The organism is Aliiglaciecola lipolytica E3 (genome assembly GCF_000314975.1).
GTDB classification, from domain to species: domain Bacteria; phylum Pseudomonadota; class Gammaproteobacteria; order Enterobacterales; family Alteromonadaceae; genus Aliiglaciecola; species Aliiglaciecola lipolytica.
Genome location: NZ_BAEN01000021.1, coordinates 163,682 through 188,745, shown reverse-complemented (window position 1 = coordinate 188,745; position 25,064 = coordinate 163,682). Strand labels below are relative to the sequence as shown.

26 protein-coding genes and 1 pseudogene are annotated in these 25,064 nt (G+C 39.9%); 7 read left to right on the top strand and 20 right to left on the bottom strand.

What is annotated here, in order from left to right; translation table 11 throughout:
• Window positions 1-119, bottom strand: a pseudogene (locus tag GLIP_RS22455) (TetR/AcrR family transcriptional regulator); the annotation flags it as partial.
• Between the two features lie 320 nt (window positions 120-439).
• On the opposite strand from GLIP_RS22455, the gene GLIP_RS04530 reads away from it, so the two are divergent.
• Window positions 440-1,207, top strand: a complete 768-nt coding sequence (locus tag GLIP_RS04530) for a ParA family protein (protein WP_008843404.1) — start codon at window positions 440-442, stop codon at window positions 1,205-1,207.
• A 20-nt stretch (window positions 1,208-1,227) separates the two neighbouring features.
• Here GLIP_RS04530 and GLIP_RS04525 read toward each other — a convergent pair whose 3' ends face one another.
• On the bottom strand, window positions 1,228-2,430 hold the full coding sequence (locus GLIP_RS04525) for a DUF445 domain-containing protein (protein WP_008843403.1): 1,203 nt from the start codon (window positions 2,428-2,430) through the stop codon (window positions 1,228-1,230).
• Between the two features lie 432 nt (window positions 2,431-2,862).
• On the opposite strand from GLIP_RS04525, the gene GLIP_RS04520 reads away from it, so the two are divergent.
• On the top strand, window positions 2,863-4,350 hold the full coding sequence (locus GLIP_RS04520; protein ID WP_008843400.1) for a DUF3336 domain-containing protein: 1,488 nt from the start codon (window positions 2,863-2,865) through the stop codon (window positions 4,348-4,350).
• A 58-nt stretch (window positions 4,351-4,408) separates the two neighbouring features.
• On the opposite strand, the gene GLIP_RS04515 is transcribed toward GLIP_RS04520, so the two are convergent.
• From GLIP_RS04515 to fadR, 4 genes are all read right to left on the bottom strand, one after another.
• Entirely contained in the window at window positions 4,409-5,179 is a 771-nt protein-coding gene (locus tag GLIP_RS04515) for a hypothetical protein (RefSeq protein WP_008843399.1), read from the bottom strand.
• A 541-nt stretch (window positions 5,180-5,720) separates the two neighbouring features.
• Window positions 5,721-6,290, bottom strand: a complete 570-nt coding sequence (locus tag GLIP_RS04510; protein WP_008843397.1) for a hypothetical protein — start codon at window positions 6,288-6,290, stop codon at window positions 5,721-5,723.
• Between the two features lie 108 nt (window positions 6,291-6,398).
• On the bottom strand, window positions 6,399-6,752 hold the full coding sequence (locus GLIP_RS04505) for a phasin family protein (protein WP_008843396.1): 354 nt from the start codon (window positions 6,750-6,752) through the stop codon (window positions 6,399-6,401).
• A gap of 209 nt (window positions 6,753-6,961) precedes the next feature.
• Window positions 6,962-7,672: a fatty acid metabolism transcriptional regulator FadR gene (gene fadR, locus GLIP_RS04500; RefSeq protein WP_008843395.1), complete on the bottom strand. Its 711-nt coding sequence runs from the start codon at window positions 7,670-7,672 to the stop codon at window positions 6,962-6,964.
• Window positions 7,673-7,935: 263 nt separating this feature from the next.
• Between fadR and nhaB the strand changes: the two genes are divergently transcribed.
• Both nhaB and dsbB read left to right on the top strand, forming a co-directional pair.
• A complete protein-coding gene (gene nhaB / locus GLIP_RS04495; RefSeq protein ID WP_008843393.1) occupies window positions 7,936-9,522 on the top strand; it encodes a sodium/proton antiporter NhaB in 1,587 nt (528 codons plus the stop codon).
• 21 nt (window positions 9,523-9,543) lie between these two features.
• Window positions 9,544-10,068, top strand: coding sequence for a disulfide bond formation protein DsbB (gene dsbB / locus GLIP_RS04490; protein WP_008843392.1), 525 nt, complete (start codon window positions 9,544-9,546; stop codon window positions 10,066-10,068).
• A 24-nt stretch (window positions 10,069-10,092) separates the two neighbouring features.
• On the opposite strand, the gene GLIP_RS04485 is transcribed toward dsbB, so the two are convergent.
• From GLIP_RS04485 to GLIP_RS04435, 11 genes are all read right to left on the bottom strand, one after another.
• Window positions 10,093-10,581 (bottom strand): YcgN family cysteine cluster protein, encoded by a 489-nt coding sequence (locus GLIP_RS04485; protein WP_008843391.1) that lies wholly within the window; start codon window positions 10,579-10,581, stop codon window positions 10,093-10,095.
• On the bottom strand, window positions 10,578-11,249 hold the full coding sequence (locus GLIP_RS04480) for a fumarylacetoacetate hydrolase family protein (RefSeq protein ID WP_008843390.1): 672 nt from the start codon (window positions 11,247-11,249) through the stop codon (window positions 10,578-10,580). Before GLIP_RS04480 ends, GLIP_RS04485 begins: the two co-directional genes overlap by 4 nt.
• 3 nt (window positions 11,250-11,252) lie before the next feature.
• Window positions 11,253-12,242 carry a lytic murein transglycosylase gene (locus tag GLIP_RS04475; RefSeq protein ID WP_008843389.1) on the bottom strand — a complete coding sequence of 330 codons (990 nt, stop codon included), beginning with the start codon at window positions 12,240-12,242 and terminating at the stop codon, window positions 11,253-11,255.
• Window positions 12,243-12,244: 2 nt separating this feature from the next.
• On the bottom strand, window positions 12,245-12,535 hold the full coding sequence (locus GLIP_RS04470) for a YcgL domain-containing protein (protein ID WP_008843388.1): 291 nt from the start codon (window positions 12,533-12,535) through the stop codon (window positions 12,245-12,247).
• Window positions 12,535-13,683, bottom strand: a complete 1,149-nt coding sequence (gene rnd / locus GLIP_RS04465; protein WP_008843387.1) for a ribonuclease D — start codon at window positions 13,681-13,683, stop codon at window positions 12,535-12,537. The genes GLIP_RS04470 and rnd overlap by 1 nt, the downstream gene beginning before the upstream one ends.
• Before the next feature lie 84 nt (window positions 13,684-13,767).
• Entirely contained in the window at window positions 13,768-15,420 is a 1,653-nt protein-coding gene (fadD, locus tag GLIP_RS04460) for a long-chain-fatty-acid--CoA ligase FadD (RefSeq protein WP_008843386.1), read from the bottom strand.
• Between the two features lie 95 nt (window positions 15,421-15,515).
• Complete coding sequence (locus tag GLIP_RS04455) at window positions 15,516-16,370, bottom strand: alpha/beta fold hydrolase (RefSeq protein WP_008843385.1); 855 nt, start codon at window positions 16,368-16,370, stop codon at window positions 15,516-15,518.
• Window positions 16,371-16,533: 163 nt separating this feature from the next.
• On the bottom strand, window positions 16,534-17,190 hold the full coding sequence (locus GLIP_RS04450; RefSeq protein ID WP_008843384.1) for a Slp family lipoprotein: 657 nt from the start codon (window positions 17,188-17,190) through the stop codon (window positions 16,534-16,536).
• Between the two features lie 246 nt (window positions 17,191-17,436).
• The gene (locus GLIP_RS21295) at window positions 17,437-17,757 is read right to left on the bottom strand and encodes a hypothetical protein (protein ID WP_008843383.1); all 321 of its coding nucleotides are present in this window, start codon (window positions 17,755-17,757) and stop codon (window positions 17,437-17,439) included.
• Window positions 17,758-17,863: 106 nt separating this feature from the next.
• Window positions 17,864-18,547, bottom strand: a complete 684-nt coding sequence (gene tsaB / locus GLIP_RS04440; protein WP_008843382.1) for a tRNA (adenosine(37)-N6)-threonylcarbamoyltransferase complex dimerization subunit type 1 TsaB — start codon at window positions 18,545-18,547, stop codon at window positions 17,864-17,866.
• Between the two features lie 7 nt (window positions 18,548-18,554).
• A complete protein-coding gene (locus GLIP_RS04435) occupies window positions 18,555-20,480 on the bottom strand; it encodes an ATP-dependent DNA helicase (protein ID WP_008843381.1) in 1,926 nt (641 codons plus the stop codon).
• Between the two features lie 433 nt (window positions 20,481-20,913).
• On the opposite strand from GLIP_RS04435, the gene GLIP_RS21875 reads away from it, so the two are divergent.
• Together GLIP_RS21875 and GLIP_RS04430 are read left to right on the top strand one after the other, a co-directional pair.
• The gene (locus tag GLIP_RS21875; RefSeq protein WP_008843380.1) at window positions 20,914-21,087 is read left to right on the top strand and encodes a hypothetical protein; all 174 of its coding nucleotides are present in this window, start codon (window positions 20,914-20,916) and stop codon (window positions 21,085-21,087) included.
• 20 nt (window positions 21,088-21,107) lie between these two features.
• Window positions 21,108-21,476, top strand: a complete 369-nt coding sequence (locus tag GLIP_RS04430) for a hypothetical protein (RefSeq protein WP_008843379.1) — start codon at window positions 21,108-21,110, stop codon at window positions 21,474-21,476.
• Between the two features lie 267 nt (window positions 21,477-21,743).
• On the opposite strand, the gene GLIP_RS04425 is transcribed toward GLIP_RS04430, so the two are convergent.
• From GLIP_RS04425 to GLIP_RS04415, 3 genes are all read right to left on the bottom strand, one after another.
• Complete coding sequence (locus GLIP_RS04425) at window positions 21,744-22,175, bottom strand: DUF3859 domain-containing protein (RefSeq protein WP_008843378.1); 432 nt, start codon at window positions 22,173-22,175, stop codon at window positions 21,744-21,746.
• 17 nt (window positions 22,176-22,192) lie between these two features.
• Window positions 22,193-23,503 (bottom strand): alpha-amylase family glycosyl hydrolase, encoded by a 1,311-nt coding sequence (locus GLIP_RS04420; protein WP_008843377.1) that lies wholly within the window; start codon window positions 23,501-23,503, stop codon window positions 22,193-22,195.
• Between the two features lie 108 nt (window positions 23,504-23,611).
• Window positions 23,612-24,496 (bottom strand): sulfite exporter TauE/SafE family protein, encoded by an 885-nt coding sequence (locus GLIP_RS04415; RefSeq protein WP_008843376.1) that lies wholly within the window; start codon window positions 24,494-24,496, stop codon window positions 23,612-23,614.
• Window positions 24,497-24,563: 67 nt separating this feature from the next.
• Between GLIP_RS04415 and GLIP_RS04410 the strand changes: the two genes are divergently transcribed.
• Window positions 24,564-25,064, top strand: coding sequence for a DUF2244 domain-containing protein (locus GLIP_RS04410; protein WP_008843375.1), 501 nt, complete (start codon window positions 24,564-24,566; stop codon window positions 25,062-25,064).

The window sequence follows — 25,064 nt, the reverse complement described above, 5'->3', positions numbered from 1 at the left end:
TATAAATTGCCTGGGCTTATGTCTAATTCAACCGCAATATCGACACTACTAACATTACTTTCTCCATGTTGGTTAAATAAGTCCAACGAAGTGACTAATATTTTTTCTGCCGTTTTCATATGTAAAAACCAAATGTAGCCGAATGTTGTATTCTCTGTTAGCTATACCACACAATGGAGAAATGCGTGTGAAAAAAATAGTACGAGATGAATAATACTCATCTTTTCACATCCCGTTAGGGTTATACAAGTCATACCATTAAAAATATCACCAACTCGTTGACGGTAAGCTACGCCAATTTATGTTTACTTTTAGTACATAATTATTATTATCTGAACGTCACATTGTGAACTTCTACGATCTTTGGCTACACAGCCTTGTAAACAGCAGATTAGATATCGTTTTTTAAAAGTATTAAATAGATCCAGAGGTATATGCAATGATAAGAGTGCTATTCAACAAAAAAGGTGGTGTTGGGAAATCCAGTTTAACCGTCAATTTGGCTGCTATTTCAGCTCACAATGGTTTTAAAACCCTGTTGGTTGACTTAGACACCCAATGCAATAGCACCGCTTATTTGGATGCAATTAAAGCAAATGACGACTCCACAATTGCAAACTTGTTCGAGCAAACCATTACTTTTCACCTTCACCGTCGTGCAGCCAATGAGTTTTGTCAGCCTACCAAGGTAAAAAACCTAGATATCATTGCCGGCTCTGAACGTTTAGCTGAGTTGGAAAGCGAATTAGATAGTCGCCACAAAATCTACAAATTAAAAGAAGCCTTGACGTCGCTCAGTGACGATTACGATCGTATTTATATCGATACCGCACCTGCATTAAACTTTTACAGTCTGTCAGCACTCATTGCTGCGTCGCGGTGCCTAATCCCTATTGATTGTGACGATTTTGCCAGACAAGGTTTATACAGCTTGCAACAAAAAATCGCTGAAATTAAAGAAGACCATAATTCTGAAATGGAAATTGAAGGGATCATTGCCAATCAATTTATGCGTAACGCGAATTTACCCATACAAATTATCAATGAACTACTAGATGAAAATTATCCTGTTCTTCCAGAATATGTTTCGCAGTCAGTGAAAATGCGCGAATCACACCAAGCGAAATCGCCCTTGATAGAGTTAGCCCCGAAGCACAAGCTTACCTTGTCACTTATCGGTATTTTCAACTTAATTGAATCGAAATGATTAAATAGGGTTATATGAAGTTACACCAAATAAAGCTGCATAAACCCGGCGATCATACCTAAGACAGCCCCCACCAATATGAGTTTCCACTCATCTGCTTGATATGCAGGTCGTAACACCCCTTCGAATTCCTCTGGCGAAAGCATTTGCATACGGGCACATAAATCGTCCCCAACTTGCAATGCACCATTGGCGTAATCGTGAGCATACTGTAAATATTTGTCAGAGCTATCAAAAATCAATTGCACTGCCAGTTCTTTCATTTTGTAGTACTTTTCTGAGCCGACACCTAACGCGAAATACGGTTGAGCAATTGCCACGTATCGTTCAATAGCGTCATTTACATGTAGTTCGATCAGTTCCAATAACTGTGCAGAACCTGACCCGTGCAATACAATATCGGTGATATTCTTGGAGTTGATTAGTTTCTTCTCAATGATATCTGAGTAAACTTCAGAAACTTCCTTTTGACGCTTTAAAAACATGCCTTGAAAGGTAATACCAAATAAGCGAATTGGCTTTTTAGGCTCAAAAATAATCTTTATCGCGATCCAGTTAGTTGCATATCCGACAATCAGACCACCTAGCGGCAATATCCACCAGTTTTGTAGCCAGAACCAAAATGCCATTGTGGGTAAACCAAACAAAAAACCAAAATAGAGACCTGAGCGTTCAATAAATGGAAATTCTTTTTCACCTGACTTTAGAAAAATCTCGTTGATTAGCTCCGGCTCATTAACCAAATGACCAACAACCAATTCTTTAATATCGAGGATTTCGTTGACGTTGTGCTTAAAATCATCGACCATTTTAGCCACAACATTGGGAATATCAGCCTCAACACGTTTATAAACAAGGTTTTTGGCTTGCACCGGCATGGATGCCCACATTTGCGGGGCAGACTCTTGCATTACTTGGTTAACGACTTTACGTAGTACTTGTTTGAGTCGACGTTGAATTGAAGCGGTTAACTTGTCAGCTTCGATTCGACTAGCCAGTTCTTGTACACTAAGCAACTTTCCTAACACCAACTCGACTTCGATTTCAGCCATTTCGCGACGCTTCATGGGAATGAGCCCTTGCCAGCCAAAAAATGGACGGATACCAATAAATTCAATCGGATAAAACATCATTTTAACCGCTAAATAATTAGTCGCCCAACCAACTATCCCGCTAGTAATTGGAATTAACAGCAACAAGTAATTTTCTAAAATCCATTGCATAACTAGCTTGGATGCCTTTATTTAATTTATCAGGAATGAAAAACGAATTATTTATTCCGCTTACTCTACGAACAACGCCAATTAATAAATAGCCGCAGCCAATTGTTGGGCACATTGCCCACAATGTCAGGCTAAACTTTGCAATTACAATGGTCAATCAAATTCACTGTATTGATGATAAATACTGCAAGTTTGAACGATATTTTAAGCAAAATAGCTTGATTACCAAAAATAAATTAAATTGGGTAGCGCTTTCTAAAATATTCCTTTATTAATAGGATAATCCTAAAGACTAATATTCCCGTCATGATGACAATGTTAGTGTATAGATGGAATAGTATTTTAATTTAAGATTGGAGCAAAAGGGCAACAAATAAACGTATTGCTAACCCTTTTGTTTAAAAGCAGTACTTATAAAACTAGGTGGTTCAAATGGCAAACCGTGATTCGCTTACAGAATTAAACGCCACGATCAAACATGCTGATAGCTATCAAGAATACAAGGAAGCTTGCCAAGAACATGATGAATTGTCTGGCGCTGAAGAATGGAAAGCAAAAGATGCGTGTAAAGAATATGACTATCGTCTCATACGTAAACGTGTTCAACGTATAAAGTTAGCACGCTCTCGCGGCGATGCATTGGGCTTAATGTCAATCTTACATGAAGGTATTCACGGAAATTTAGGGAATATTGCTAATTCTGCGATCAAGAATCACAGCAAAATAGGGACAAAATATCTTATTCAAGAGTTTATCGATCAGGTGTGTGAATCCCTTGATTTTATCTACCACGCAGACGAGTCAGAAATCGATTTTTACGAAAAACTGTCGTTTTTTGATGAGACAGCTCATGCGTTTGGAAAAAGCTGTTTAATGTTAAGTGGTGGCGCGGGCCTTGGATTTTTTCATGGTGGCGTAGTGAAATCATTGACCGAGCACGATTTACTACCTGATGTCGTTTCCGGTGCCAGCGCAGGCTCTATCATCGCAAGTTTAATTGCCACTCGTACCAATGAAGAATTAAAAGAAGCGTTAGAACCACAAAACATTTACGAAAAATTCAGTAACTGGAGAATTTGGCAGGGATTTGGGCGCAATAGCCTGATGGACAGTACGAATTTGGAAAATGCGCTGATTGAACTGTTTGACCTAATGACTTTTGAAGAAGCTTTTCACAAGACAGGTCGACATGTCACCGTGACGGTATCACCTTCAGACCTGCACCAATATTCTCGCTTGTTAAACGCAAAAACCTCTCCCAATGCCATTATTACGCAGGCCGTGCGTGCTTCATGTGCGATTCCATTAGTGTTTAGTCCTGTGCAACTCAAAGCAAAACAAGCAGATGGTAAAATCGTACCTTACATACCAAATCGTCGCTTTGCTGACGGTTCGTTGATGGCCGATATGCCATTTAAACAATTAGCTCGTTTGTACGGTGTTAATCACAGTATTGTCAGTCAAACTAACCCGCTTGCAGTGCCATTTCTATCTCGTGATAAAACCGACACGCGCGGAATGACTGCTCTCACTTGGCGCCATTTAAGCAATATTGCGAAATTAAATAGTATTTATGCATTTGACGTGCTTGAAGGTGTTACCTCGCACAAAGGCGCTAAATTAGGGTTACACAAATTACGCTCAATCATAGATCAGCAATATGTAGGCGATATAAATATTCTACCCAAACGTGGTTTTGCCAGTTTAAAACACATTTTTGCAAATCCATCGCTGCGCAGTATTGAAAAATTAATCGCCAGCGCAGAGCGCGCAACCTGGCCACAAATCGATCGCATCAAACGCGATACACAAATTAGTAAGACCTTCAGTAAATACCTAAAACTGTTGAAAGCTAGAGAGCAACGTGTACTTACCCAACACAACGGATTAAGACTAGTGGGTAGCACAAAATCTGCTTAATGAATAAGGGTGCTCTTAATATGGCTGTTTACTTTTTTAACGAGTAAACAGCCGACAATCAGTTTAGGTTAGGTTCTACATCTTGAATATTGTTAATTATAATCTCCATCTCTCCCGCTTCGACAATAATGCCGAATGGTGAAATATAGGGATAGGTTTTTACATCGTAAAAATTCACTTCTTGCGATTGAGGTTCTAAATCAGATGCAAATTCCACGTATCCTGTTTCACATATTGCGTCATTGCTTGGCCCAGGAATTGACGCTTTAGCTGAAAAATTTTCTGCTTGAATTTGAAACTCAATAAACATGTTGTTATTGGGTAAATCTGCGTTGATATTAAAAGCCGTCACCTGATCTGTGAAGCTATATGAAACTTGTTCATCCCCTTTACCGATTCTAAATTTAATAAGTCGGTCGCGTGTAGTTGGGGGTTGCTCGACAAATAACTGTTGAAACTTTGCCCACTGCCCTATTTCGTTTAAATGTTGGGCCACATAGCATTGTGTCGCCAAAACGATTCTATGCTTAGATTTCAATAACAAGATTTGCTGCAACGCGCCGAGTTGCTCAAGCAACTTAACTACGTAGTACATCACCATCTCGTCATCTTGATAGCGATCGTTTAGATACGCTATTTCCGCAGCGACTCTTTCATCATTTTTTAGCATTAATAACGAACTGATTTTTAAAGCACGAAATTTGTCATATTCTTTAATTGCATCTTCGTCATTAGCAACAGATTCTAAAAGTCGATCATATTTTTCAACGACCTGATGATAATCTTGCTGATTAAAACTGGTTTGCAATGCATCTATGTGTGCGTCCATACTCCTTCCTTTTCTCTCCTAACTAAAAATATTTAAGTCTTTGTATATTGTAATTTTTAAAATAGAGTAAATATTACCTTAGTCGTTGATTTCAGACAATTTACACATCACATTAGCTTTATTTTGCTCCGGAAATGACAGTGTTGCGCTAGGCGTATTGGATTTCCATTTGGGTGTCGCCTATTTGTTTTCAATCAAAGAGGAATAATAACATTGCAGGATTATTAACTGGCAACTTTTTTGGAGATCGACGGCAAGCCTGACATTTTAAAGACAACTTAGGATTTGGAGAGTTAACTGTACTAGCTCCAATTACCTAGTTTTTATTAATAGTGTACTTTAGCTGGATTCAGACACCACACTGAACGATGAGTGCACCATCGATACACACTATAAATTTGTTGTACTAAATAAATATCTATACAACCTAAAATCCTCAGTATTTACTGGGGATTTTTAAATGGCAGATGAAAATGTTCAGATAGGTTAAAAGCAGATGGCGTTAGCAAATCAAATTCTGCTTGATTTAGCTAACTACTCATTATTCGTTATCTGCTGCGGGCTTTTTAGCTGCTGGTTTGCGAGTACGCGTTCCAGTCGTAGTTGCCTTAGTAGTCGTTGCAGACTTAGTCGTCGTTGTCGATTTTTTGGCACTTGCCGCTGTTTTTCTAGTCGTAGATTTTTGAGCAGCCGGTTTACGCGTGGTCGTTGTTTTGGTCGTCGTTTTGGCCGCTGATTTTGCTGCGGCTTGTTCAGCTGCTTTTTGCTGTGCTAGTTTAGCTACAACATCAATCAGGTCATCTACCTTTGCGGATAGTTTCTCAAGTTGAATTTCTCGACTTTTACTTTGCATGCCTAATTTCGCTTTTAGCATCGCAATTTTATTTTCTAACATCGATTTCCCCTTAAATACCGGGCTCTGTTTTAGTTTCGCTTTTAGCGTTGCTTCTACTGATTCGCCGCGAACAATCAGGTCATGTACCAAAGCATTACCGTCTGTATACAATTTGTCCAGTGTATCGGTCGATTTATTTACGCTCTCCCCATATGCACCAACACTTGCTAACCAAGATTTACACCCAGTTTCTTCTACAGATTTAACCGCTTTCATAACGCCCCCAATTTAATTTTACTGCTTGATTATCTACAGATGCTCAGGAGCTGAGTATCTCAACGAATTAAAGCTTATTTCGTCAAGCAGCCCCTGAACTTGAAAACATTACTTGGCTGCTAATTTAGCAACAGCGTCAGTCAATGCATCAATCTTTGCAGAAAGTTCTTCTACTTTATCTTCTGAACCAGAAGAATCTAAACCAAGCTTCTTGCGAACTTCAGCAACACGTTCTTCAACGTTAGTCTTAGCTTTGATCTTAGCTTTAGCTTCAGTTTCTAGCACTTCGCCTTTTTCAACAAGCTCTTCGAATACTTTACCAGCTTCAGTCGTCAATTTTTCGTATTGACCCTGCGCTTCGTCGAAGCTCTTACCGTATGCACCTAGACCTGCCAACCAGATTTTACGTGCGAAATCTTCAGCGTCTGAAACTTTACTTTTAATAGCGTCTAAATTAGTCATGAATATTTCCTCGATTAGTTGACTGTGAACAAGATTAACGATCTAAATTAGAAAGCGCATACTAAACTAATGAAATAGTCGTTTATTTTCGAAGAAAAAATATAACTGATTGAATTTACGTGGAATTTAAAATTAGATATGGGCTGAGTAGCTTACCACGTTGATAAACCACTCAGTCTTTAGTGCATGGGTTATAAGCGTTAAACAGGTTAATCGACTAAATCGTTTGGCATCTCAGCACGAATTTCATGCCAGATTTTACCGGATTCAATACCGTATTCTCTGATCACCGAGGCGACTCCAGCGAAATCGCCGTTATCTGCCAATTCCAACAACTTCTTGTAATAGTTACGAGACAAATCTCGCGACTTAGCACAGGAAAAGTAGTAACCTCCGATTCGTGAGTACAAGCCTCTGAACCCGTTCATCATCAACACATAAACTTTATTTCCCGAAGCAAACGCCATGTCATGATTAATTCGATAATCATAAAGTGCAAATGCTGCTCCATCTTCCGGAATATCTTGATAACCTTTAAGAATCTCTTTTACCCGCTGTGCGTCATTTTTGATTGCACCACGAATAAACACTGCACTCAAATTAGTTCTGGCAGCTAACAGATGATCAACCAATTCAGAAATTCCATCTTGATCGAGTCTTGCTAATGTTTCGAGTATGTTTAAGCCAGACGTCTCCCAAAAATTATTTACTTTTGTTGGCTTACCGTGCTGAATCGTTAACCAGCCATCTCGGGCCAGTCGTTGCAATACTTCGCGCAATGTAGTCCTAGTTACACCAATGAGTTCTGACAATTCGCGTTCTGCGGGTAGAATTGTGCCTGGAGGGAAACGTCCACTCCAAATCGACTCAACAATGTATTCTTCTGCAAATCCAGCTGGACTTTGTGCCTTATAAATCATGCAACGGCTCTCTTATTATCTTTTTAATGTCATGTTTTAACTGATTGTACCAGATGAATTTTGTATGGAACAATGAAAGTTTAACAAGATGTTAAACTTTTAAAGGTCCTTAACGGTCGCAAAGCCGCTCAATATCTGTTCAAATAGAATCAATATACTGATTATCAATAGATTTACCTTGCATTTAATGCGCTTACCTTTTAAAAATAAGCGCACAAAAGAAAGCAAGCTTACTTAATCGTTGCGAGTAAAAGGATTCCCCTATGCAAGTTTCTACGACTCAAGCAATTTACAAAAACTTTTTGGGTCATGCACCTGATTGGTACAAACAAGTTATCTTCGGATTTTTGGTTATCAATCCTATTCTATTCTATTTTGTCAGTCCTTATATGGCTGGTTGGGTATTAGTTCTAGAATTTATTTTCACCTTGGCTATGGCCTTAAAATGTTACCCGTTACAACCGGGTGGTTTATTGCTCATCGAGTCTCTATTTATTGGGATGACATCACCAGAACATATGTATCATGAAATTGTAGTAAATATCAGTGTTGTTTTATTACTGGTGTTTATGGTTGCCGGTATCTATTTCATGAAAGACTTATTGCTGTTTCTATTTACTAAGCTTTTAATAAAGATTGAAAATAAACGAGCGTTGTCGCTTGCATTTATAGTCGCATCCGCTTTCTTATCGGCGTTTTTAGACGCTCTGACAGTAATTGCGGTGATTATAGCCGTTGGCCTAGGATTTTACAGTATCTACCACAAAGTGGCTTCTGGTAAGGATTTCACCATAGATCATGACCATTCAAGTGACGATGAAATAAGTCAACCTAGCCGTCAAGATTTAGAAAACTTCCGCGCATTTTTAAGAAATTTAATGATGCACGCAGCCATTGGTACGGCATTGGGTGGCGTGATGACAATGGTAGGGGAACCTCAAAACCTTATCATTGCCGATAAAGCGTCTTGGGGATTTGGTGAATTCTTTGTTCGCATGTCTCCTGTAACAATCCCTGTTTTCTTTGCTGGTTTAATGACTGCCTATGTGGTTGAAAAGATGGGCTGGTTTGGTTATGGGGCACAGTTACCACCGGTGGTACGCGGTATTTTAAGTGATTACAACACGCAAATGGATCAGCAGCGCACCAAATTAGACAAAGCGAGACTGATTACTCAAGCCCTGATTGGCGTTTGGTTAATTGTTGGACTGGCTCTGCATTTGGCTGAGGTTGGCTTAATTGGTTTATCGGTCATTGTATTGGCGACTACTATGAGTGGTGTAATTGAAGAACACGCAATTGGTAAAGCATTTGAGGAGGCCCTTCCTTTTACTGCTTTGTTATGTGTATTTTTTGGTGTAGTCGCGGTCATTATTGACCAAGGTTTATTCACCCCAGTTATCGAGTACGTACTGACATTCGAGGGTAAAACACAATTGGTCATGTTCTATTTAGCCAATGGGGTTTTATCTATGGTGAGTGACAACGTGTTTGTAGGCTCAGTGTATATCACCGAAGTGACCACCGCATTGAAAAATGGTCAAATTACCCGTGACCAATTCGATTTATTGGCAGTGGCTATTAATACTGGTACTAATCTACCCAGTGTCGCAACACCTAATGGACAAGCAGCATTTTTATTCTTATTAACCTCGGCAATCGCGCCGTTATTAAGACTATCTTATGGCACCATGGTTTATATGGCCTTTCCATTTACTATTGTGTTAACCATCGTAGGTCTGGCTGCCACTTATTTTGGCTTGCAAGAATTGACCGACGTATTGTATGACCTGCACTGGATAAACCATCACGTGCCAGGTGGCGAAGTAGCTGATGGAAGCTCGCACTAATAGAAAGGTGGTAGTTTTTAAATGAAAATATTTTTAGCGCTTGGCAAAATGGCCTCTTCTCGTTGGGCATGGTTAACTTTAATGTTATCAGCCGTAGCGCTAATTATTACCGCTTTGTACTTTCAGTACATATTAGAGCTAAAACCCTGCATTATGTGTATCTATCAACGTACAGCAGTGTTCGGACTCTTATTTGCTGGACTACTCCCTGTTCTTAAAAACAATTTAATCACACGTTTTATTGGTTTTGTTGTTTGGGGAGTATCTGCCATTTGGGGAATGTTTATCGCAATAGAGCATGTAGAACTCCAAAATGCGTCAAATCCATTTTTCGTTTCCTGTGAAATCGTTCCTAACTTTCCGTCTTTTTTACCGCTTCACAACTGGTTACCGAACATGTTTGCAGCCACCGGTGACTGTGGCAATATTGATTGGGAGTTTATGAGCATGAGCATGCCCCAATGGATGATAGTCGTGTTTGCTATTTATTCTGGTGTTTTTGCAATAGTGTTGTTTAGCCGCCTATTCACTCATAGACGGTTTTAATATCGATAAAGATAATTCCAAGCACTAGTCTATTTCGTTGAGTGGCCATACAACGATGTGATCCTCGAAGTCTTGTTCATCAACATCTCTGTCAAAAATCGTTTTTCCGCGCACCGACATACCTGCTTTGTGCATTTCAGATTTTTTATTTTTGTTTAGCAACGGATGCCAACTAGGCAGGGTTTTACCTTCATGCAAACGTCGATAACTGCAACTTGGCGGCATATAAACGAGTTGCGCAAGGTTGTCCGGTGACAATGTAACGCAATTTGGCACCAACACACTGCGATTTTCATATTGCGTACATGCGCAGGTTTTGGTGTTTAAAACACTGCATACCACATTGGTAAAATGCAGTTCTTCTGTTTGCTCAGGCTCATCAGCTTGAGAGGCATTTTCATCAATAATTTTATGCAGACAACATTTAGCACAACCATCACAAATCGCTTCCCACTCTTCGCGGTTCATTTCCTTTAATGACTTCGTTTGCCAAAAGTTTTTTTCTAGGCTCACGATGCCTCCTGAACTTGGGTGTGTAGGTGTAGATGATCGCCTAAGTGCATTTGTAAAACATCACCTTTAGATAACGGCCCCACGCCTTTTGGTGTGCCAGTAAGCACGACGTCACCGGGTAATAGAGTAAACACTTCACTGATTTGCGATAACAACGAACATATATCCCAAATCATCAAGCTAGCATCGCCTTGTTGTCGAACTTGTTGATTAATCATTAACTGAAATGTTAATGACTGAAGATCGCTTATTTCCCTGACAGGTACAAATCCTGAAACTGGGCAAGCGCGATCAAATGCTTTCGCCCTCTCCCATGGTAAACCTTTTGATTTAAGTTCGTTTTGAAGATCGCGTAAGGTTAGATCTAGCGCTAGGCCGACTCCCCAAATTGCCTTTTTTGCATCCACAAGGTTGGCATTTTTTAGGGGTGATTGGATTAAAATCGCGAGCTCTAGCTCATTGTGGCATTCCCCCAAATTGTGAGGTAATAGCAGCGTTTCTTGAATATGACACAAACTAGTTGCAGGCTTCATAAATAACAAAGGCTGCTGAGGCATTTCGTTATTTAATTCTTTAACATGGTAAACATAGTTTCGGCCTACGCAAACTACCTTTCCCACATCAAGCTCAATTGCCTTTTCACACGCATCGCGATGAACATACCCCATGCTTTATAAATCCTTTTTAATCCGGTCTGCAAGGTAGCTGACTGCGCTACCGAAATACGTCGAACGGTTCCATCGCATCAGCGTATGGAAGTTGGAATAGACTAGATAAATGCGTCCATTTTCATCATCCGGCATGATCAATGAAGCTTGCAAATCAACGTTTGGTAAATCTGAGCCATCATATCGTCTTACGCCTAGAGCTTGCCAAGCTGAAAGAGACTGCATTTTTGATTTAGCCAATCCAGCCAAAGACAAATCAAACTCCTGAGGAATTTGCACTTGGCGTCCCCAGGTAATGTTATCGTTCCAACCTTCTTTACTGAGGTAATTGGCGATTGAAGCAAAAACATCAACAGGATTATGCCAAATATCTTTTTTACCATCTTGATCATAGTCAACTGCGTAAGTCAGAAACGATGTTGGGATAAATTGGCTTTGGCCCATTGCACCTGCCCAGGAACCAACAAACTTGTCTTTTTGGATATGACCTTGTTGCAATATGGTCAAAGCAGCAAATAGTTGTTGCTTAAAAAAGGCTTCGCGGCGACCTTCATAGGCGAGAGTTGATAAAGCAGAAATGACATCATAGTTCCCCATAATTTTTCCAAAATTACTCTCATTCCCCCACAGCGCTACAATAAATCGAGGTTGCACACCATACTCTTTACCGATTTTCTCCAGCGCATTCTCATGTTTACGATATAACTCAATGGCTTGCTGTACTTTCCAATCAGGCACTCGGGTTTTTAAATAGGTGTCGAGTGTAATTTTAGTTTCGGGTTGATTTTTATCTGCTTTTACAGCTCGTTTGTAAAAGGTGATATCGCTAAATGTTTGTTCAACAAATGCTTGCTCAAACCCTTCAGAAATAGCTTCTTTTTTTAGTGCATTAACATAAATCGCATAATCTTTTTCGTTTAGTTGAGCATGCGTGTTATCACTGTGAAAGGTAATGAGCAATATTGATACCCACACTGTCGCTAACATTTTCATTTCTACTTTGATTCCTTCGCTTTGTTATCTTGTGATTGTTTGTGCGCCTTGAGCAAATCCTCATTGGGAGGTGGTAACTGCAAATAGAAACCGTTTTTGTTTAATTCATCGGTTAATTTTTTAATATCAACTTGGGCTAATCTTTCATGCTTTTTAAGCGCTAAAATCATCACAAAAGCAGGCGGTCCAAATGTGTCCATTAGTTGTTTAGGAACATCTTCAAAATTATCTTTTTTTAATATGTAAAGATACGTTTGTTGTTTTTTACTACTTTTATAAACGTATACTAGCATTAGTTCACCTCTCCATATTTAGCCACAATCTTGAGTAATACATCGCCAACCAGCTCGCCTCTCCAACCTTGAATTAAATCTGGTTTAATGCCCATCTCTCGTAATTCATCGTGTGTGTGCCAATGGTACTTTAATAGTTGTTGAATTTGCTTTTTCGACCCTACCACCTCCACTGGGATAGCAAGTTCATCTGCTTTTTGTTGACACAAAGCTCGCATCTCAGCCGAGGCTTTTTTAAAGCCTTTATGAGTCATAAGGCGTTCTACTGGAGCAGGATACACTTCTGCGGATGCATTTTTTGCTTCTTCAACCAAGCTTAGCAATACATCACCATGAATCCTGGCTTCTTGTGGCGTCATGCCATCAATCGCAAAAATTGCCCCTTTATGAGTCGGTAATGTAAGCGCGATTTCTACCAAATTAGATTCTCTTACCACAAAATTTAACGCTAAGTCTCGAATTCTCGCCTGTTCTATTCGCCATTTAGCTAATTGTTTTAACACGTATAAAGATAAACCAGATAGTTTCCAGTTATTTTTAATATTCAGATAAGCCAGATCAGCGGGTAGATTGACCGACTTTTTCAATGCGAGCTGCTGCATTTCTTGATACACCCACTCTGTCCGCCCAAGCGCTTCTATTTGTTCATGCAATTCAGGATAAACTTGAAACAAATACAAGACATCATTAGCCGCGTATTGACATTGCTGCTCACTCAACGGTCTGGCAATCCAGTCTGTGCGCGATTCTCCTTTATCGAGTTTAATATCTAACATTAGTTCGATTAACGCAGCATAGCCAAGGGTCGCACCTTTATTGAGTAAACATGCCGCAAATTGCGTATCAAAAATGGGATTAGGAATTACGTTTAGGCTATGCCAAAACGTCTCTAAATCCTCGGAACAAGAATGAAGTACTTTAACCACGTTAGGATTAGTTAATAGATTAGCTAGCGGGGATAAGTCTTCGATCCCTAGAGGATCAACCAATACCAAAGTTACGCCATCATAAATTTGAATTAAGCCTAATCTTGGATATAAAGTTCTGGTTCTGACAAACTCTGTATCAACTGCAATGGCAGGCGCATTACTAGCTTGTATACAAAATGAATTTAACGCTTCGAACGTAGTTATTAAGGTATATTGCATATGCGAGGATAGTTACCTAGATAATTAAAAAAACCGACATGAGCCGGCTTTTTTAAATGAAAACGGGTTTGGTTTTCGTTTAAGCTAATCGCGCAACTCTTTGCGCAGTATCTTACCAACATTTGTCTTTGGAAGCTCGTCTCTAAACTCAACAAATTTAGGGACTTTGTATCCGGTAAGATGTTTACGGCAATGCTCAATCAATGCTTTATCAGTTAATTGCTCAGATTTCCGCACTACAAACAGTTTAACTGCTTCCCCAGAAGATTCGTTAGGAACACCTACGGCGGCCACTTCTACTACCTGGTCATGCATTGCCGCGACCTCTTCAACTTCATTTGGGAACACGTTAAATCCGGACACCAAAATCATATCTTTTTTGCGATCAACTATATAAAAATAGCCTTGTTCATCAACAGTGGCGATGTCTCCGGTTAATAACCAACCATCTTTAATGGTTTCTTCAGTGGCTTCAGGACGATTTAAATAGCCTTTCATTACCTGCGGACCTTTCACGTACATTTCACCCGGCTCTCCTAAAGGCACCTCGTTGCCATCGTCGTCACAGAGTTTAATGTCGGTGGAAGAAACGGGCATACCAATCGAGCCTTTGTAACTTTCCAACTGCGGTGGATTAACCGTAACAACCGGACTGCATTCCGTTAAACCGTAACCTTCTAACAACACTTTGCCTGTTACTTTTTCCCATTTCTCAGCGACAGGTTTTTGCACAGCCATACCGCCGCCTAGTGCAAACTTCAGGTCACTAAAATCAAGCTCAGCAAATCCGGGGGTGTTAAGTAGCCCGTTAAATAAGGTATTAACCCCTGTCAAAACGGTAAACGGATATTCAGACATTTCTTTTACAAACCCCTGCATATCTCGAGGATTGGTAATGAGTAGACTTGGACAGCCAAATTTTACAAATGTCAGGCAGTTCGCCTGCAGTGCAAAAATATGATAAAGCGGCAACGCGGTTACCACCAATTCTTTGCCCGGCTGGATAACCGTTTCTAACACCGACGATATTTGCTCAAGATTAGCCACCATATTTCGATGAGTGAGCATTGCCCCTTTAGATACACCAGTGGTTCCTCCTGTGTATTGTAAGAATGCGATGTCATTAATGCTAATATCGGGTCGCGTATAAGAAAGCGACGCCCCCTTTTTAACCGCAGCTGTGAAGCTTTCTGTATTATCGATGCTAAAGCTCGGTACCATCTTTTTGATGTATTTAACGGCAAAGTTCATTATCCAACGTTTAGGTGCTGGAAACATATCTGCTATTTGCGTTAATAAGACTTTTTTGACTTGGGTTTGGCCAACAACTTCTGCCAATGTACAAGCGAAATTTTCAATAATAACAATGGCTTTTGTATTCGAATCATTTAATTGGTGTTTTAATTCTCTTGCCGTGTACAAAGGGTTAACATTCACCACAGTGAGACCGGCACGCAAAATCCCAAACAAGGCAATGGGATATTGGATGATGTTAGGCATCATTATCGCTACAGGGTCACCTTTTTCTAATCCCTCGGCTTGTAAGTATGCGGCAAACTGTGCTGATAATTTGTCGAGTTCAGCGAAGGTAATGCTATGGCCCATATTAATAAACGCTGTATTATTTGCGTATGTAGCCACAGATTTTTCAAAAATATCTACTACTGAAGAATAGCGTTCTGGGTCGATTTCGGCGGGAATTCGAGGATCGTAATGCTCTAACCAAATTTTGTCCACTTTGCCTCCAAGGGCGTATTTTCTTTGTATTCTGTCCTGATGTTAACCAATGAACATTTAAATTAAAACAGGTAAGACCTGATTGTAGCCGATTTCTAGTGATTTACTGGATTATCTGCTAAAAAATCAAGCAAAGCAGTCGCTACCTGATGACAATTATCCATATGCAAGTGATGACCACCATCACAACTTATTTGCTGCAGGTTTGCCACCCAATCGAATCTTTCTTTAACTTTTTCACGCATTGTCTCATACCCCTTGCTTCCCATAATTGCCAAGGTAGGCGCTTGAATATTTTGCATAAAGTGTTTTGCCTGTTCTTCCGTAACACGCAAAGAAGATAATGCACGCAATCGTCTATCGGTTCTAAAACGCAACTCCCCATCCTGCTCAAACAAATTACGATTGACCAATAACCTAGCAGCTTCTTCACTCAAATCTCCGGCTAACGCTCTGGCCTTAACCACAGCATCGTAGCTTTTCGGGTGTTTTGCCTCCCTAGCCTGTAACTTCAAACGACTTTCGATAGATTCTCGCATTTGCACTGGGCTGCTTTTTGCTTCTTTCGTCAACGGACCAAATGATTCAATCGTTATGTAGTGAGAAACGTATTCCGGGAAACAACTTGCGTACATAGAGCCGACAATCCCTCCCATGGAGTGTCCCAATAATATAAATTTTTTATATCCCTGATTTAAAACAAATTCGTGTAAGTCATGGACAAAATCGATCTGATGATAGTGGGCGTCTGCACTACGATGGCTGGAGAGACCGTGCCCTGCGAAGTCAATCGCCACTAGGTGATAATCATTTAAATATTCAGAAAGTGGCAAGAAGCTGGCTGCGTTATCTAACCATCCATGCAATGCGATAATAAGAGGTTTATCGGATTGACCATTGGCAAGACCTGCCAATTCCAAATTTGGCAAAGAAAACCTTACATCAAGCATATTAAAATCCTGTTCAGCGACAATTAAAAACCAAAAAGCGGCAGTAACATGCCGCTTTTTAACACTTTATTGCCGCCACCGGAAATTATCCGCCGTGATACACAGCCATTTTTAAAAATGATATAAGTTTAAAAATGGCTGTGTAAGTCAAACCTACTTGTCGCTATGGCTCTTTATCGACGGTTTTCACACTATTATTTCTTCGTGGTGAACTATTGTTGTTATGACGATTCGATTGAGAACCTCGATTAGGAGTCAATGAACCACCTGATGGACTATCTGAATGACGACGGATAATTACACGTTGATGGTACGGACGATAAGGCCAGCCCCAATATGAAGACGTGTATGGCCACATGCCTAAATTTGTAACATCCACTCGATCTACTTCTTTCCAAAGGTGATAGCCAGAAGATTGAATGGTAGGGAAAAGATATTGATGTTCACCAACCAAACCGCTTTCCATGCCAGTCACTTCACCAGTGAAGGTAACTGAACGGCCTTTTTCAAACAGGACGGGATCGATAAACCCGTCAATATACACTCTAAAGCGCCCCATACTTTGATTTGAAACTAACGGTCTTGCATAAGAACGCAATGGAAAATCGACCATTTCTACCATAGTCGCATCTGGTAAGTTAAGGACATTGGCTATCACACCTCCCCAACGCACTGTTTTACCAACATTCGCTTCTGGATTAGCTGTCACCTTTTGATACTCCACCAAAGTTACGTTATCTTCAACTTTGATACTATCGGGTATGGTTGAACAACCAGCCATCAGTGCAACTGAAAAAAACACTGCTATTTTTGCTAACATGAGAATCCCTCTTTAACCGCTTTATATTAAATAATAGACCATAAGAATGAGCACTTTGTTTAACTCTCTAACTTCCCTTGGCAGTCTATTTAATTTCCCTGATACTAACATTTCGTTTGCTTAATTCGCTTTGAATTAAGGTGAAACCACCTTATTTTAGGATACATAGGTTGTCAGTAAGTTCAATTATCATAATTGATTTGAGAATAAAATTACACATCAGATACGCTCATTGATACAAAGAACTTAGACGAAAGTATCGATACCTAATAAAGATTGAATCTCACTACGTTGCTGTGCATTAGCTAATGATTGATAGGTTTCTATGGCCTGACGAGAACTAAAATCCTGCTGTTGTGCAGTATTATTTTTTTGCTGACGAAAACGCTCTGCCTGTTCGAATGCTTCTGGGTTATTTTGGCGCACCACAACCTGTTGGCGTGGCAACTGAGTGTCACGCCTTTGATTTTGCTGCTCCTGCGTTTCCGCTTGCTTTTGCGGTTCACGCGCAGTGGGAGTTACTGTTAGTTGATTTTGTGCTAAAACTAACGAAGATTCGATTTCCACTTGCTTAAACTTTCAAGTCCTGAGTTACCAACTAAACCACAAACTTCTGCAAAAATCGTGCTCATTTACTACTGCCACAAATGATGTTCCTTTCAATACAAAGCATTTACTCTTTACCTGGTAATTTTTTCCAGGTCACTTTATCGCGTAAATATACTGGTTGAATATGTTCTGCATCACAAAACTGCCCCTGCTCTATAGCCCTAATAGCTAACGGTATCATTGATGCACTTGCGGGAAACAAGATTGTTGGCTCTCCAACCTGTTCAACTACTGAGCTGAGTGCAGGATAAGCCGTCCAGCCAGTTCCACACAAAATGTCCGGATTGGATGTTAAGGTTTCAAGTACTAAATCAGGGGCCGTAACTCTTTCTTCTCCTTGGAGAGTTGCGATTCCATTAATGTTTTCAAACAAACCAAAATACACCTCATCCATTCGAGCATCGATAGCGACAGCAACTAAACGAACTTGCTCTTCATCTATTGCTTGTTGTGCCATTGTCGCTAATGTTGATATGCCAACAACAGGTTTATCTATCCCTAACGATAATCCTTGAACAATACCAGTGGAGATTCGAACACCGGTAAAACTACCTGGCCCTCTGCCGAACACTAGGTAATCCATGTCCGATAGCTGTTGATTATTGCGTGACAATAGTGTCTCCACCATCGGCAATAACTTTTGACTATGTTGTTGAGGACAAACTTCAAACACAGAATCAATTTTTTCATCTAAATAGACCGCTGCAGAGCAGGCTTCGGTGGCGGTATCTATAGCGAGCATTTTCATCAATTCACTAGCCTTCTTTACTGTTTAATGCGTGTAAAAACTCAACTGCAACGTTAAGATCTCTTGTACGTTTCATCGGTGGTAAACTCGCTAAAAACGTTTTTGCGTAATCTTTTGTAATTAATCGATTGTCACAAATAACTAAAACACCTTTATCTTTTTCGTCTCGAATTAATCGACCTGCGCCCTGCTTAAGAGAAATCACCGCCTGTGGTATTTGAATATGAGCAAACGGATTCGCACCAGACTTCCGGCAATCTTCAATGCGCGCTTGTAATAATGGATCATCAGGTGCAGCAAAAGGTAGTTTATCAATCATCACACAGGTTAAATCATCACCTCGCACATCTACCCCTTCCCAAAATGCGCCTGTACCTAACAACACAGCTTGTTTGTTTGCTACATATTCATCTAACAAAGCACGTTTAGTAGTTGTGCCTTGGACTAAGATCGGATTATCAATATATTCAGGCAACTTTTCAGCAATAATTTTCAGCATAGCGTGAGATGTAAAGAGTAAAAAGCATCGACCTTTACTGGCTTTAATCAGCTCTATGGCAACGTCCAACAAGTTTTGTCTCATGTCTCGACTACTCGGTTCTGGTAAATACCGGGGCACGCACAAAATAGCCTGATTTTGATAATCAAAAGGGCTGTCTAATGCTAATGTCTTGGCATCATCTAACCCCATAAGTCGTTGAAAATGTGCAAAGCCTCCGTCAACCATGATCGTAGCAGAAGTGAAAATCCAACTGCGCTTAGGTTCTTCAATAAAACTGGCAAAACGTTTCGCTATGCTCAATGGCGTAAGATGCAAGATTATATGTTTTGGTGTGGTTTCGTACCAGAGACTGACACCAGCTTGATTAATATCAGTTAACACGGCTAGTTTTGTCTTAGCGTGTGTTACCCGCTCAAACAGCGTATCAAGTTCCTTTTCGCGGCCAAGATGAATTTTGATGACTTCATATAAAACACTCAATGCTTCATCTAACTTGCTTATTTGTGACTCAACTTCAGGGCGTTTGAGCATTTGTCGCCAGTTACCTTTTTCAGGTGTAACAGGAAATAGAATGCGTAAATCTGCTGCAATTAATTTACATTTTTCAGCCGCTTTGATTAACTGATCAGCGTCTTTTAATTGTGTTCGTTTCACTATTTCGATATCTCGGACTAAATCATGAACCTGACGACTAGATAGTGCTTCACCAAAATACTCACTAGCAATATCTGGAATTTGATGAGCCTCATCAAATACAACAACATCAGCTTCCGGAATTAACTCGCCAAATCCGGTATCTTTTAACGCCATGTCAGCAAAAAATAAATGATGGTTAACCACAACAACATCGGCATCCATTGCCTTATTACGCGCTTTAACTAGGTAACAATCGTCATAATCGGGACACTCTCTACCTAAACAATTATCGACTTTTGATGTGACAAGCGGCAGCACCCTGGCATTTTCCGGTAAAGTCTTCAGATCTCCCATGTCACCTGTGTTGGTGGTGGAAGCCCATTGTCTAACCTGAGTCAACTCGTGTAATGTTTCTTTTTCCAATAACGTACTGTTACCACTATGTTGACCTAAGCGGTGCAAACACAGATAGTTTGAACGACCTTTTAAAAGCGCAGCTTGTCGATTACTCGCCAACGCTTTTTTGAGTAATGGTAAATCACGGTGGAATAATTGCTCTTGCAGATTTTTCGTACCGGTTGAAATAATCGCTTTTTTGTTACTGAGTAATGCTGGCGCAAGATATGCGAAAGTTTTTCCAGTACCGGTTCCTGCTTCTACAATCAGCGGAATCTGTTCATCAATACACTGTTCTACAGCCAGTGACATTTCGATTTGCGCTTCTCGGGGGTTAAACCCTGCTATAGCGACTGATAAGGCCCCATTTTCAGAAAACAATTCAGAGGTTTTACTCATGCATATGTTGCCTTTCTTTTGTTGTCACAAATTAGTGTCACTTCATTTTTCCATCAAACTAAAAATCACTTCCTGACCTACAGAGCAAGAAAATTGCGGTGAGTATGCCAAAAAATTGTGGATATTGTTAGTCGAGGAGTGTGCTTACTTGCGTCATATGATAAAAATCAGATAAAAAATTGCCCCAAAAAAATACAGTCGCACCAAAGATGTATTTATTAAACGACACTTTTTTAATAAATTAATTAAACTTATCACTAAAAAACCAAAAATAACTATAAATATCATAAAGTTAAATAAATGGCATGAAATAAGCTATATCTCAAATAATATTGTTAAATTCATAAAAGAGAAAGATTTCTCTGTTATTAATTGTATAAGCAATGGGGTATTGACCCCACTTTCAAACCGACACTCAGGAAGGAGTACGATTATGTTATTTTGGTTAATTCTAGCGGCTGTTGTTACCTTGTTGACCGTTTTTAAGCCCGCTGACTTTTCAAGTAAATTGATGTCTGCCACTATTTCGATGATATGCTATATCGGTATCTTTTTATTCGTGACGTTTACGTTTGCACGTTCACTTAAAAAAGAATCCGCACATTAAGAAGGACCAAAGGAAACAAAATGAAAACAATTAATAATAAACTCATCATTGCCGCATTTATTGCTGGCCTTGGTTTAGCGGGATGTACAGATGCTCAACAAGAGTCTGCAAAAGACTCCAAAGCTGAAATGGCTGAGGAAATGGAAGAGTTTAAAGAAGATTCTGCAGAATTTATCGACGAAGTACAGGATGAAGCTAGCGAAATAATGGAAGACGCATCTGATGAAGCTGCAGAGATTAAAGATGCAGCGCAGGAAAAAGCGTCCGAACTTATGGACGAGGCTGAAGATGAAGTAGAAGAAATGAAAAAAGCCAGTGCTGAAAAACTAAAAGAAGCCTGTATCAAAATGAAAGAAAAAACCGGTGGTGATGTCTCTGAATGTGACTAACTCTCACTGGGTGTCTTAAAAAACATACACTGTATGAAAATTGAAAAAAGAGCGAATATCGCTCTTTTTTCGTAGCTAAGTAAATCTATACAAGACATTGATCCCGAGAATTTACATCAGAAATCAGTACGCTTTCAGGTTCAGGTTAAATGCGTTGCCATCTTTAGATAAAGCAGTTCTAATCAAAACCATGGGGTTATACTATCGTTTTCTACTTTCGCCCTGCTTACGTCTGCAATTGAAGAAATGTTGAAATAAAATATAAAGCTAATAACCTCGTTTTTTCCAAAATTGGATTTCGCCATCTGCATACTCTTCCAAGACCGTGAAGGTTTTTTCCGCCACAATTTTGCCTTCGCATTCAATGACCATGCGCCAATCCCCCACTTTGTCATGGATAGGATCCCATAGCGAATCGCCCAAATAGAACTCCCAATTATTAGTTCGCACATACACGTCACCATTGAATGGCTCCATAATATTCCCTTTTTTATCAGGAATATCAGGGTGATAGATAGTGAACTCTAATTTTAATCCCTTGCCTTTTTTAACTTCTAAAATAAAACCAAATTCCACATCCAGTGTAGCGGGTATTTTGGTAGTAAAGTTTCGAATCAATGGCAACTCTTTACTGTTGTTATCCCAGCCTTCGTATAAACCATAACTGGTAATTTCAAACTGCGCTTTATGTTTTGCCATGTCTTACTCTGCGTTTTTTATTCATTAGAAACATAAACTTGATAGCCCCACGGCATTAACGCCATCTCGGCATTTTGCGAAAAAACAACCTTCTTATCTTCAAAAAAAGAATCATATTGGTGAATAAACAAGCTTCCTTCAAAACTTACCTGTAAAGGGATGTCTGATAAATTTAGCACAACGAAAATTTGGCTATTGCTATCCCTGCGTACAAAACTAAAAACACGCGTTGGTTGATTATTTGGTACATGGATCATTCTGGCTCCCCATTGAGCATTATGTAATGCTGTATGAGATTTTTTCAGAGCAATTAATTTCTCATAAAGATCACCAATATAATGTGCTTGCCAATGAATAGGATCTTTTTCGAAAAAGGCCAAACGTTTCGTTTCCCCCGCTTCTTGGCCATTATGAATAAGTGGCATACCTTCACCGATTACTGACAATACAATAGCGGCCTCTAAGCCCTCTTTGAATTGTTCGAATTGAGTGCCATCCCATGCATTTTTATCATGATTACTCACAAACGTCATTCGATGAGCTTCTGCGGGATAGGACTTTTCGTTCCAAGAATAATATTTAAAAAGTTTGCTAATTCGTTGTCCATTGCAGGTTATGTCATGCATGATTTCATTCCAACTCCACGCATAGGTCATATCGAAAGCATTTTGATGTAAATCTTTTGACTCCCACTCGGCCAACATGAAAACAGGCTTAATCGCATCCAAATCCGCTCGCACATTGCTCCAAAAGTCATTAGGAACAAAACCTGCCACGTCGCACCTAAAGCCGTCTATGTCCGCCACTTCCACCCAGTAGCGCATAGCCATGGCCATATACTCTCGCAGTGCTTTTTGGCTGTAATCAAAGTCAATCACATCATCCCAATCCCACCAAGGCGTGGGAGTAAAATCCCCTTTGTAATCACGTGCGTACCAATCAGGGTGTGAAGCAACTAATGGATTGTCCCATGCAGAATGATTGCACACCCAATCGATGATCACTTTGAACCCAAACGAATGAGCCGTACTTACAAAATCCTGAAACGCTGTCAAATCACCAAATTCAGGATTAACCGCCATATAATCTTTCACTGCATAGGGGCTGCCTAGCGTTCCCTTACGGTTTTTTTCGCCTATCGGATGAATAGGCATAATCCAAAGAATATCCACTCCTAGGGTTTTTAAACGTGGAAAGTGAGATTGAGCAGCATTGAAAGTACCAAGGGTCGTAAATTGACGTGTATTAATTTGATAAATAACGGCGTCTTTAGCCCAGTCCGGAGTAACAATTTGCATGTACTGTTTAGGAGAATGATCGATAGGCATTACCACTCCTTAGCTAGCTGATAGAATTGCGGTGATGGATAAAAACAGGATTTGAATGGTTTTCAAATTATAGTCTTGATAACTTGATATGACTATAAAGGAAAAACGTTAGAACGGAAACGCACTAAACCCGAGAATTAATACCCAACTAGCAAAAAACACTTTTAAGTTAGCAGCAGAAAAATACAACACCACTTGTTTTGCCAAAATACCTCCGATAATGGCACCTGCCCCCGCAAACATTACCACAGGCCAATACACGGCATTGGATATTAAGGCATGAAATAAAATTCCTCCCCATACCGAGAATGCACTAAGAATAACCGCAACCGCTATTGAAAACGTGATATTAAATTTGCGAATAATTAAATAAACTGCAACTAACTCGCCTACACCAATAGAGAGATACGCCGTAATTACGCCCCCTACTAAGGCGATGGTCGACAGCCCTATGCGATCTAAAATGTGTAAATTTATCGCAAAATGCTGTTTTTTTAATAATGGAATGCTGGCGAAGATTGAGATTGCTAAACAAATAGAAAAAATGCCAAAACCAGCGTGTAATTTTTCAGCTTCTCCAACTCCACCTTCAACATACTGATAAACTTGAGCAATCCAAATCCCCAATATAGAAAACGGTACTGTCACCTTAAGAGCGGCGCCAAGTTCTTGCCAATGCTGATCTTTTTGGTGTTTACGGCGATAATGAGCCCACCAAGTAACGGCCCCAGCCGTCATACCACAACATTGAATAGCAAAGCTGGTTGCAATAGTGGTGTCTGTATCGAAGTTTAGCTGATTGAAAAAAGGCACAAATACCACGCCACCGCCAGCACCAGTAGCACTCGCAAATACAGCACCTACGACGCCTAAAATGGCAAAAGTGCCATATTCTGCTATTAATAACAGTGGCTCAGCCTGAATAGCTAACACCAAAATCCACATCAGGATAAGTACAAATCGGATTTGATTGGCTGAGAACGCTTGCAACATAGGAAGGAATACTTGTCTAAAGTGGTTAATATTTACTAACTCAAAGTGTATCGCGTTTTAGAACAATATGGTTAAGCAATTTACACAAAATAATCAAACAACAATTACCCTAAGTGCTAATCGTTCAGCGACATGGAATGAGGTGAAATTGGTCGTGTTATTGATGGCCGCGTTTACATTTATGATCGCGATTATTTGGGCGCTATTAGGGGTCTGGTTAATTTTACCTTTTGCCGGATTCGAAGTAGCCTTGCTGGCTTTTCTAATGTATCGGGTTAATTTAAATTGTTTAACGAAACAAATTATCACTATTGATGCCACGCGGATAGTCGTCGAATGCGGCATACGCAAACCAACTATAACTCAGCAACTAGACAGGCGTTTAACACACCTCTCAGTTATCGAAGCACAAGGTGCATTCGATCGTCCACAAATGAAACTAGCAGATGAGAACTGTAGTATTCCTTTAGGGCCTTTTTTGAATCAAACCGATTGTATTATTGCTCGGGATCTACTTAATCAACTGGGCATAATAGAGGTCAGTAATAAATGGTGGAAGCAGCGTTAA